The 11,723-nt window shown below is 35.3% G+C and carries 12 protein-coding genes; all 12 read right to left on the bottom strand.

The features are described from left to right. Positions 1 to 385 precede the first annotated feature (385 nt). Positions 386 to 1,711: a cell envelope integrity protein CreD gene (gene creD / locus QZZ43_RS17825; RefSeq protein WP_291862100.1), complete on the bottom strand. Its 1,326-nt coding sequence runs from the start codon at positions 1,709 to 1,711 to the stop codon at positions 386 to 388. A gap of 29 nt (positions 1,712 to 1,740) precedes the next feature. After that, on the bottom strand, positions 1,741 to 2,613 hold the full coding sequence (locus QZZ43_RS17830; protein WP_291862102.1) for a tetratricopeptide repeat protein: 873 nt from the start codon (positions 2,611 to 2,613) through the stop codon (positions 1,741 to 1,743). A gap of 194 nt (positions 2,614 to 2,807) precedes the next feature. Further along, positions 2,808 to 3,599 (bottom strand): penicillin-binding transpeptidase domain-containing protein, encoded by a 792-nt coding sequence (locus QZZ43_RS17835; protein WP_291862103.1) that lies wholly within the window; start codon positions 3,597 to 3,599, stop codon positions 2,808 to 2,810. A 683-nt stretch (positions 3,600 to 4,282) separates the two neighbouring features. Then, positions 4,283 to 4,528, bottom strand: a complete 246-nt coding sequence (locus QZZ43_RS17840) for a hypothetical protein (protein WP_291862105.1) — start codon at positions 4,526 to 4,528, stop codon at positions 4,283 to 4,285. A 157-nt stretch (positions 4,529 to 4,685) separates the two neighbouring features. Further along, positions 4,686 to 5,132: a GNAT family N-acetyltransferase gene (locus tag QZZ43_RS17845; protein ID WP_291862107.1), complete on the bottom strand. Its 447-nt coding sequence runs from the start codon at positions 5,130 to 5,132 to the stop codon at positions 4,686 to 4,688. Between the two features lie 190 nt (positions 5,133 to 5,322). After that, positions 5,323 to 6,123, bottom strand: a complete 801-nt coding sequence (locus QZZ43_RS17850) for a hypothetical protein (protein WP_291862109.1) — start codon at positions 6,121 to 6,123, stop codon at positions 5,323 to 5,325. A gap of 20 nt (positions 6,124 to 6,143) precedes the next feature. Continuing rightward, positions 6,144 to 6,596, bottom strand: a complete 453-nt coding sequence (locus QZZ43_RS17855; RefSeq protein WP_291862111.1) for a hypothetical protein — start codon at positions 6,594 to 6,596, stop codon at positions 6,144 to 6,146. 61 nt (positions 6,597 to 6,657) lie between these two features. Beyond that, positions 6,658 to 6,888 (bottom strand): hypothetical protein, encoded by a 231-nt coding sequence (locus QZZ43_RS17860; protein ID WP_291862113.1) that lies wholly within the window; start codon positions 6,886 to 6,888, stop codon positions 6,658 to 6,660. A gap of 70 nt (positions 6,889 to 6,958) precedes the next feature. After that, positions 6,959 to 7,822, bottom strand: a complete 864-nt coding sequence (locus QZZ43_RS17865) for a hypothetical protein (protein WP_291862115.1) — start codon at positions 7,820 to 7,822, stop codon at positions 6,959 to 6,961. A 653-nt stretch (positions 7,823 to 8,475) separates the two neighbouring features. After that, the gene (locus tag QZZ43_RS17870) at positions 8,476 to 10,035 is read right to left on the bottom strand and encodes a carboxylesterase family protein (protein ID WP_291862117.1); all 1,560 of its coding nucleotides are present in this window, start codon (positions 10,033 to 10,035) and stop codon (positions 8,476 to 8,478) included. 339 nt (positions 10,036 to 10,374) lie between these two features. Beyond that, positions 10,375 to 10,698, bottom strand: coding sequence for an L-rhamnose mutarotase (locus QZZ43_RS17875; protein WP_291862119.1), 324 nt, complete (start codon positions 10,696 to 10,698; stop codon positions 10,375 to 10,377). A gap of 228 nt (positions 10,699 to 10,926) precedes the next feature. Continuing rightward, positions 10,927 to 11,723, bottom strand: a 797-nt coding sequence (locus QZZ43_RS17880) for a T9SS type A sorting domain-containing protein (protein WP_291862121.1), incomplete at its 5' end; no start/stop codon positions are given.

Consider the following 11,723-nt stretch of genomic DNA (forward strand, 5'->3'; position numbering starts at 1 on the left):
TTTGAAAGTAACGCTTATTTTTATCGCATCAAGACGGGGTTTACCGAATGCTTACCTTACTCTTTGAGAATTGCAGTTCTATTCGGCGAAGTAAGATAAAATATGTAATTCAAAAACAAATCAAAGTTTTACACAGTATTTCTGAACGAACTCTTGGTATCACTCACCCATGCGGGGTTTAAGAGCAGAGATACATTGCCCCGAATGGTCGGAACATTGCGAAGTATTGAGGGAGGGAGAGGGTTTCACACCCTAACCTACAGCCACAATTTCCCGAAGATTGTAATACTTTACATCTTTCGTTTATGATCGACCTTATTTTCTTCCGGGTTTTGAGTTGGAACACTTATTTTTCATTCCCCCCTCCCCTGCCTATTAATTGTGGCTATTCATCCTTTTCGTTTAAATTCAAATCGTACCAATCAATCTTTCTGGAGAAATACATAACCAGACCAAGGATAATAAATATACCGATGCTTCCGATTAACAAGGCGTAATCTTGTAATTGAATGATTACAAAAATGAAAGCGTAAAGGACTGCCAGAATTCCTGAAATAAGCATTGTTAGTTTTCCTGATTTCAATATGGCTCTGACATAGCCGGAAACCAGTAATAAAGTCGATAGAGCAGAAATAATAAAGGCAATATTATATTTCAAGTGTTCAGAAATTGAGAGAAGTAACGTGTAAAAAACCACTAAAGCCACACCCACAAGAATGTATTGAATGGGGTGAATAAATATTTTATTCAGCACTTCAATGAAAAAGAAAACCAGGAATGTAAACCCGATAAAGAGAATTGCATACCGGATAGACCGGTATGATTTCTGATAACTATCTACCGGAAGTAAAAGGTCAATTCCAAAAGCGGACTCCCCGATTGAGTGTCGGCTGTTTGTCCAGGATTGAGGGAAATTCCGGTTGAGGTGTAAAACGTTCCAAGTGGCCTTAAAACCTTTGCTGGTTACTTGCCGGCTGTCGGGCAAAAACGCACCATTAAAACTGGGATTATTCCATTCGGAGGAGATATTTATATCCGTCACTTTTCCAACCGGTGTAAAATAGAGTAATTGGCTCCCTTTTAAATCCAGATGAAAATTGAAGTTGTATTTTAAATTGTCGTCAGGCTTCATTGTAAGTAAGGCATTTATACCCCCTCTCACAACATCATTTGAAGAAACTCCCGGATTAAAGGATACTTCATCATTATTCCATTTTAGTTGAACCTGTTCCTCTATTCCCCTCAAATCGTCGATACCTACTACAAATTCGGCTTTATCCAAAAGAATATTTTCCATTGGAATATCAAAAGCGCTGAAATCGATATTGTCAAAGGTTCCGGAGATATCGATTTTTGAATTGTAAACCACAATCTCGTAAATTCCTCTGAACCGTTTTTCGGGATTAATGTTTCCGGAGATATTAAGCTCCGATGGAAGAATATGAAGATACTCTTTAATCTGAATCACTTTTTCAGTGGAGTCTTTTTTCGAAAACTCTTTCACATATCTGTAATATGGAATTGAGATAAACGGCCCGGATAATGTTTGTTCTTCACCCCACTTTGAACTTACTTCGACAATGGCCTCCCGTTGGGTGTTTTCCCGTTCAAAAATCAGGCTTTCAATCATAGAAGTGGGAATCAGTAACAGCAGGGCAATGACAACGATTGCTCCTATCTTGAAATAGATGTTGTTTTTCAAAGTATTCATAATGACCGTTTAGTTGTTGTTATTTCCTTTTACTCTATGGTAATGTTGTGTTCGTTTGCCTTTCTATTTAACAGTTCGGTTTTGTTTAATTTTTTCAATTTCGCAAACATTAAACTTAACAGTTTTTCACTGTCTTTTGCATAATCGGATTGTGATTCAATGTACATTCTGTGGGCTGTGAATAAATTATCCAAAGCATTTTCATATTCCTCAGTTATGAAAAGCATTTTTGCTAAACCAAAGTACCCTTCAGGATTATCAGGATATAAAAATTTAAGTTGCTCATAACTCTGAATAGAATTTTTATCGTCACCAACCAAGGAGTAGGAAACCGCAATGTTTAAAAGGGCAACATTCCCTTCAGGGAAAACCTCAAGTGATTTTTTATAATATTCAATGGCTTTTTTAAAGTTTTCCATCCTTCGATGTGAAATCGCTAAATGATCCAGCGCGAAAACATATTGTGGATCATTCTTTACTGCTTTCTTAAACTCTTTAATTGCATTTTTATATTCACCATTCTCCATAAACTTATTCCCCTCATCAAAATGCAAATTTGCCCGTTGGTTATCAGACCGTTTGTAAAATTTACTTTCTTTGTCTTCAATCATCAAGCGTCTTACTGTGTAACAATAGCCTGGAAGTATTTCATACGCAGTTTTAAGTGTACCTCTTATTCCTTCGACAGTGTTTATTTTTTTTCTTTCTTCCGGAGTTCCTTCTTTTGTAACTTCGGCCATTGCAGCAATAATACTTGGCTGAATACTATCCTGAAGAATTTTATAACTATCAATGGAATCCAAATACTCACAAGCCTTTAAAGCAATTTTTTGTTCGAATGACTGTCCTTGCACTACAGTAGTTATCGCAAGGGTTAGAAGGAAAATAAGAAGGGTTCTCATAGTTACTGGTTTTGTTATGCTTATGTCTTTTTTTTAAGCAAACGGCAATATTCGGTTCGATTCTGTCAGCCAGACGCCTTCCAAACTGCCACGATTGTCCCCTGGTCAAAAGCGTGTAAAAGGTCTGACAGAATGGTTAAAAAGGCAATGAAACTCTGCCTGGTCGCATTGCAAAATTCTATTAGCTGTTGTTTTTATTCTATCAGCTTTAGTTCTTTCAATATGTCTTTTGTAATTTCGTATCGTGCTTGTTGTGTTTTTTCCAAATTGTCTGTTTTAAAGTTCATTGCATAGAAATATGGTTGATTATTTCTTTCAACGTATCCGACCAGCCACATAATATACTCATTATCAGTCAACCTTCCACTACCTGTCTTACCGCTCAAAGTATAAAAATCATTTTGCTCTAAAACTATTAAATCCTTAACAATATCAATCGAATTTCTTGAAACAGGTAAATCATAATTGTAGAATCTTTTCAAAAAATCAACCTGCTCATTTGCACTTATCTTAAATAATCCGGCTAACCAAAATCGGGTTGGGGGACCTGTCAGGTCCTTGTTGCCATAATTAAATTCATTAACATACTTATAGTATTTGTCAATACCTATCTGCTCTGCGAAAGAGAAATATACCCATATACATGAATATCTCATTGCGGTTTTCAAGGTCTGGTCTTGATTCCATGTTTTGTGGGGCCATTCATGCCCATCCCATTTAATTACCTCAGTTGTATCCTTAATTGCTTTCTCCTCAATGGCAATCAGTGAGTGTGGTATTTTAAATGTTGATGCAGGGATATAGCCACTATCACAAAGGTTTGAGTTATACTTAATAAGTTCATCATCCAATTGGTTGAATAGAACAAAACACCCTTCAACTCCATATTTATCAAAATAGGTTTGAAAGTCATTTTCAATTATTTTCTGAGAGAGGCCTGATTGAAAACTCAATCCGAGTATTACAATCAAAAATATCTGTTTCATTTTTGGTTGTGTTTTTGAATTGGAGAAATTACAGCTTTTTTCTAATGTAAAGTTCCACTTCCATAAATCTGGTATGCAACCCATTAAACTCCACCTTCAGACAAAGAACCATTTCCTCATTTTTTCAGACGGCTTCATTCGCTAGTGGACAACACCCACTATATTCCAAAGGATTTCTCACATCCAATGGACTATAGATGAATACCAGAACTGATACCAAATATAGCATTTAAAATCACCGGCCACGCACTGAGTCGGCAAAAAATGAAATCTCCAGGTCTCGGCAATAACTTAAACAACAGACCATTTCAGCGTTTAAATCTCAAAAAGGAGTGAAACCACTTTAGTTAATTACAAACTATTTAAATCGTTATGGTGAAGCCCGCAAAAAAATGTTTTGTTCAATTATTGTATGGTTTCTTTGTTCATGCTATAATTTTTCTTTCCCTTAGCACCAGCAGGAACCCTCTGTAATTTTACTTCTTCACTGTCGTAATCCAACAAAAAAGAAATTAGCAACTATATAACCTGTGAGTCACTCAGTTGGCATTTGACAGCTATTTGCATTGGTTTTATTAAGAACAAGTATTCTTACGGATTTTCTATTGAATTGTAGAAGAACCATCAAAGTTTACCTCCATAGCAAATGCCTGAATGACATTAACAATCTTGCTGTTCATTTATCAGGGATTGCGATGCTTTATTTCATTTCTAATTGCATTGACCTTTTTTAAGTTTATTACAAAAATTGGCACAAGTGCTATTGGCACCGCAATCATTGGTGTTATCCCATTTCGCAATACTTCTGAAATTAATACTCCTATTAAAATTAACATCAAAACTACAAAAACCATTAATACAGATTTTAGAGCTTTCTCCTTTTTTTTCAGCTCATAAATATTTAAATCTGATAGTTCCTTCTGTTTCATTTTGGCTTAGTTTTAATTATTTATATTCATTAGTGTCCGGTTAAAAAATTGGATATCCACAAGAAAGGTTAACATAGCTACTAAACGCTCATATTATAAAAACAATACAGCGGAAATTCTTATCTGTCAGCGTTATTATTTCGTTTTTAATGCATTCCTATAATTCCTTTTTAAGATAAACCATATCAACAAGTTGTAGGTCGCCTTCGAAAATAGGGTGGTCATAATTGTCTGTAAAAAAATTCTTTATTCGATGTGATTTTTCAAATCCGCAATTTTCATAAAAGGACAAGATTGTCGGGGTTTCTCCTGTCCCGACAAGCATTTTTTTGTAGTCGTTTTTGTAAAAATCAGAAATAAATTTTATCAACGCTCTACCATACCCATTGCCTTGATATTTCTCATATGTCGCTATATTTTTCAACTCGCAGGTTTCGCTATTTACCGGCATTACAACACAAACACTTTTCAAATCACCGTCATATAAAGCAAACAAGTCTCCACTCGACAAATACTTGTCAATCATATTTTCCTGCTCGTCTGCCAACAATAATAAATCAAGGAACTGTTTCTTATTTACGACAATCTTTTCTATTTTTATCATAACTTTGTTGTCTCCTTATTTTTCAAGTTTCATTTTCTGTTAAATCCAGCTCATTACCGTCAATTTGCACGTGTATGAAAATTGGGTACTCCGGACGTTCTTCTTTCCTGGCGTTACAAAATTAGATTTGAGGAAGAAAAGTCCAGGTAACGAAATGGTCTCATACTGAATAATTGATATTGACAAAGATTTATGGCTCAGTCACTTTAATCGTATTTGTTTTCATATTATACTTATAGTATTTTTTTGTCGCTGTACATAACACCATAAATTCCTCCATCCCGCAAAATTCCCCATACAGTCTGAATGTGCAAATATCGGTTGCTGTAATGTATGGGGTCGTTTTCAAATGTGAATGAATTGCAGATACAACTTTCTCTCCATTTGGGCCTTTGGAATATGCGGGTATCATTCTTGAATGAAATTTTTTCCATTCAGTGATAGTTCCTGATGCATCCGTTCTGAATAAATAGTCATTTCCAAACGGTATTACTCCTGATTCATTTGTTCCCATTAAGATATACAACTTGAATTCATTCTCGTTCTTAATTAACACGAAATTAGGACTATAACCTTGTGGGATGGTCACATTGTACTTACTTTCCGGCAGTTGATTTAAAATTCTGTTTTTAATGTCAAGTAATTCCTTTTCCAAAAGAGTCAAAGACGAAGATTCAAGGTTTGAAGTAAGAGGTCTATTTAAATCATTTGAGGTGAATGTAACCCTGGCAATACTCTCTTTCTGTGTCTTGTCAACGTAGGTTACAAATACATTATTTCCAGAATGGCTAACAACATATCCACCATAATTATTCATCAAACTTTTGTCCGTCATCAACAAATCTGTCGAATTCCAAACAGATTTTTCATATCGATACAATAAATCTGCTTCAATAATTATTGAATCAAACTTTGACTGTAAATTTTCATTTTGTGAGAATATCTCAAATGATACTAACAAAAGAATTAAGAGAACTCCATTTTTTTTCATAGGGTAATTGCTTCTATTTTTCAGTCAATTCGTATGTATATTACGGATGATTCAGTTGGGGCTGAATTTCCTGTGGCTAATCCAATTTTGGTTTTGTCAATAAACTCTACTTTATATTCATCCGATGATGGAAAGCCATAAATTGAAAATAAATCTTTGGCTATTTTATTTTCTACAAGTTTGAATTCAAAGTTTGAGTAACGAGATATGCTTTTAATCCAGATGTCATTTTCTTCGACAAACATTCTTACATACTTATTATCATTGAGTTCAATAACTTTCCCAATCAATTTGTCCTTTTCGTTCTTTTCTATTTTGATTTTCATTCCGTTAAACATTTTTCTGCCCTGGAGTTCCCAAATGCCTTCAAATTGAGAAATCGGAGTTTCTGATAGTTTACTTGTAACACAGCTAATTAATAGAACTCCAATCGAAAAAAGGGTGAATAATTTTGTAATGTTTTTTAATCCCATCCGTTTTTGAATTTATTGTTTCGATTTGTTATTGAATAGCAATAATTTATTTCATTAGGAGTTAGTCACTTGTGTGCAACCAGACATATTTATCCGTTTCCCAGACGAAAATATTCGATGGCTTTTCAGTTCGTGAAATTTCAATTGCCTCATTATCAATTATTTTAACTTTTACTCCTAAAACATCACCGTTTTCCGAAAAAGTTATCAAATCTACTTCTCTTTTTCTGGATACTTTCCATATTTCCAGTAATTTAAAATCGTCACCAACCTGAGCAAATTTGTTTCCCACTCCTAATACTTTGGTATAATTCATTTACAAGTTACAAAATCACAGTTTTAACCCATTCAATGGAAAGCTGTTATTTCTTAATATATTCCATCTTAAAAAATCTTGTTTCAATATAGGGAAGAGTCTTTTCCGTTATAGACTTCAGACGATTTTCAGAGTCGTATTTATATGTAGACTCTTGATTTTTTACTTGTTCTCCATTTGGAAAAAAATAGATGCTTCCGGAAACTATTTTACCACTTTTATTGTAATAGGATTCAATCCTTCTTCTTAGATTTCCGTTCGAGAAATCTTCACTTACAGACTCTTTCAATACATCTTTAACATATACAGAAGAACTGATAGAGGTTGTGTCGCTATTAACTATATTATATTCACGAACAGGTTGATTGTTTTTAAAGTAAATGTGATGATTTACATTTATAGTGTCCTTTTCAGTACTTATGATAAGTTTTTCTCTTTCATTTAATCTGTTAAAATCATAGTCATAATTTACATCTATTGTATCAGTTGATTCATTATCTACAAAGAACATCGTTAATCCTAATATTAAACCAGTACTGTCTATATCAGAAATAATAGTTTGGGCATAATTAAACTTCGGGCTGCTTGTTTTCATTAAAATAAATTCACCATTGGGAATTAAGTATTGCTCAAGGATTAATTCATCGCCGTTCGTGTAACTGGTTTTATGAAAATACGCTACCTTATCATTATCGTAGTACTTAATTAATTCTTTAGAAACTGTATCGATAGTATTACCAAAGCTATCTACTTCAACCTTGTTAACTAATTCGTTAACAGGCAATTGGTCGATTGCTGAAACCAATTGATTAACATTAGTTGTTTCAAGTTTTAAAGAGTCTTGGTCGTTTTGCTTTTGATTACATGCAGATAAAATGCAAATTAGAAAAAGGAATGTAATTCTTTTCATGGGTTAAATTGTATAGGTTTATGAAAAAGTAGTTATCAAAATTGTTGGATAATTATGTACTGCAAAAATTTGCTAGTCTCTAACGATTAAATAATTGCACTCAAAGTGCCACCATTCTCTTCTGTAAAAACAAAAGGTGTACAAAGCACCCAGATTCTGAATGCATTGTACACCTCATTATGTGTAATTAGTACTACTCCAACCTGTTAAGGTCCGGAATACCAAATTATCTTTAAGCTGGATATGGGTCAGAGTATCCAATTTCTATTATGGCTTTAAAGTTTTTCTGTTAAGCGTAAAACTAACTTTTTAGTTTTCTTTTTCCAAAAAAGATGAATGGTTTCTTTCCACAATTTCAAGGAGTAAAGAAATCCGATTGACATTATTGTTAAAAGAAATGCGAAATTGGAAGAAACACGGATGATTTCTTTCTTTAATCATTAGAGCTTTTATTCAAAATCATGATTGTCTGGCTAAAAGATTAAGATTGCCTTCCTAAATGGTCGGGATTCGCAATAAACGGGACATTTCTGGAACTTTTGAGTTTAAGAGGGGTTGATTTTCGGTCTTGCCGGAAATCAACCCCTTCAAACCTGCTTAAAACATGCAGAACAGTGACTTTAAAGCACTGCTTTTAGGCTGTTTTACATGAACTATTGAGCTTTTATGAAATCCATTAATTCTCTGTCGTGATTATTTACAATTCTGCATTCATTGTCAAAATACATCGTTGCACCATTTTCCACCTTATAAGGTTCCCACTCTGGCAGCTGCCCCTCAACATTGGGATTACCAGTTTTAGCGAAGTTCAGCCAGGCTGAACTCATTTTGTCAGCCAATTCCCAGGCTTCTTCTGAATTGCCTGTCCAGTCGGGTCGCAAATCAACATTATTAAAGGCCAGGGGAATGTCCAGACCATGAAAAGAACCCCTGGATGCGCTATCCACAGGACTTTTCCATGCCAAAAAATAAGCATAAAATGGAGCACTTTCCTTACTGGCTCTTGCATCGGCAGTTCTTATGGTAAACGGTCTAAACACCGTATCAATAGAAAGAAGATCCTGGGGAGAATAATCAGGATATGCTTTTGCAAATAATTCAATGTATTGATCGGTTTTATCCCCATAAATCTTTTCTAACCGTTCTTTTGCCTGTTCCATGGTCAGATCTTTCTCCCCATAGGCGGTCCTCATAAGCTCATTCAATGTTGTTCCCATCATGAGGGGAATATCGTTTGAAATATCGGCAAATCCGGGACTAAATGGTTGTTGAAGCAATACAACACCATCTGCTGAAGGTGCGAATCCAAACATAGTTGCTGATCCCGGTTTTCTGGGCCCCGAAATCTTTTGTATTGCTTCGTTTCCAGCATTTACAAGATTCAGGTAAGAAACAGTATCCAATTTTTCAACTTCATCCGGAGAAATTCCCAAATTTTCAAGAACGGCCAAACCCAGAGCTTGTGATTGTTCTTTAGTCATCACATTTAGCAGCGTTCCACTTTGAATGATTGCCTTGTGAAACAAGCCATCTGCGGCAGGCATACACATTAAAGTGCCAACTTTACCTCCACCGCCTGATTCGCCCAAAATGGTTACATCGGATGGGTTTCCACCAAAATTCTCAATATTTTTATTAACCCACTCAAGAGCTTTCACGATGTCGAGCATCCCTACATTTGCCGATTGTGCATATTTTTCGTCAGTTGCAGACAGATCGAGAAAACCAAGTATATTCAGACGGTGATTCACAGATACGAAAACCACATCCCCTTTTTTAGCCAAAGCTTTTCCATAGGTCATAGGGTCATTGCTGCTTCCAACGTGAAACCCTCCGCCATGCAACCAGACCATTACCGGCCGCTTTTTGCCATCAGATAATCCCTGGGTCCATACATTTAAATTAAACAGGTCTTTTTCGTCCATTACAGAGTCTTCAATCCAACTCACGACTTGTTTCGCTACCGGACCAAATTCAGTACATTCACGAACTCCGGACCAGGAATCAGGTTCCTGTGGAGGCATAAACCTTTCGGCTTTGGCATAGGGAATTCCTTTGAAGGCAAATATGCTATCGCTAATACTGCCGGAAATAGTACCTGAACTGGTTTTAACAACCGGATTTTGACTTTGGTCGGTTTGGGGATTACACCCTGAAAAACAAAAACCGACTGTGATTGAACAAATGAAAATTAAGTTTATTAGTGGTCTCATTGAATGAAAATTTATTTAAGTTATTAGCAAGATTTCGTAAATAATAATTATTTAAAGCTAAAAAAATTTTACATCATTTTCTTTTGACATTTTAAAACCACCATATTTTTATGTTGAAGAAATCTCATCCAGAATAGCCTCCAATATGCAGAATTATGAAATATTGAATTTTGAAAGTATTGTATTTGTTTGCACTTTCAAAATTTAACACGGAGCAGAATCTTTAGGCCATTGCGGTGACTATCAACGCCTTGATGTAATTTCCTTTAATGATTGATCTGGTCAATCTAAATGTTCATCCCTTAAATCATTAACCATTGTTTTTCCCCGGCCATGAAATCAATCCTTCCTGAAAACTTCATTCATTACAGACCATCCGGTTTTTGGAAAAAATTCCCCCACAGGCAAGAAAAACCCTTTCATTTTTCCAAACAACTCTTTCACTGGTTTTGATTCTGTATATTTCATCCAATCGGATTCAAAGTCAGTCCCGTGGTATTCAAAATAATTAAACAAAATGTCTTTGGTGTGGAAAACTGTATTGTTTCTGATATTTGATTTCTCAAGAGCTACGATAAGTTCAGAAGCAGGGTTTTTATGCAACTTTATGTATTCCTCAAGACATTCAGGCTTAATCCTAATAGCCATTCCAATTCTTCTCATAATGAATAGGTAAATTAATTCTTTTTATTAATGATTGAGAAGCTGTTGTAACCTCAGTACTTTCTAAATTGAACGAACCAGAACCACACAAATTTTCATCATACCTGGCGCCGCTCTGCGGCTTATTCCTTCATATTTCGCATTATTTCTAACGTTTTCCTTTTCTCTATATTGAAATTACCATTTTTAAGCAAGTAAGAATATTTTCCTGCGTGGAAATTTTACTTTTCAGTGAGTAATAAAAATCTTATCAGCAGCAATTACTTCATTACCTTCAGTAAGCCAAAGCAAATACAGCCCGTTTGATAACTGCTCTCGATGAATATCAATGGTTTGACCAAAAATCCCTGACATTTGCTTAACCATCCTACCTTCAATGCTATAAATCGTAAGTGTTGCATTTCTCAAGATTACATCACAATTTATCGTTGCTTGAATAGAAAAAGGATTTGGAAAAATGCTTAAGCCTGTCTCCAGAACATCATCGGGGTTTAACGAAACAGGATTGTAATACATGTGTGCAGAAATATAATGGTGATTGATGTTCTGCAAAATGGGTGTCATGCTGCGGGTATCAACATTTACTTTCCTGATTTGGAAATTATTCTCCAACTGTGTCAAATTATGAAACCATATCTCACTATCGTCCAAAGACCAGAATATACTGCCTCCATTTGCTCCATTGTCGCTGAATATTGTGGAAAGAATGTCCTCATCAAGGTCAACCACGCTTATGTCCGCCTGGGCGTACGACTCGTTTCCATCAGAAAATGCCATCCTATTTCCCTGATGTGAAAAGCATGGGTCATGCACTCTGCCTGTACCCGAAGTAATCTGAACCGGTGTATTGATTGTGTTGGTGTTATGATCGAAGTCAGCAATAAAAAGCTCCATTTTGGTAAGGTCAAAATCAGGAATGTTATTAGGGAATCCGCAAAAAACAATCTTTGAGCCATCAGGTGACCAGGCAGGGTCAAGCATCCACCAATTAGAAATTTGCTGAGGGCTTTGTCCCTTATTGTCTG

Source organism: Marinilabilia sp. (assembly GCF_016278715.1).
Lineage (GTDB): Bacteria > Bacteroidota > Bacteroidia > Bacteroidales > Marinilabiliaceae > Marinilabilia.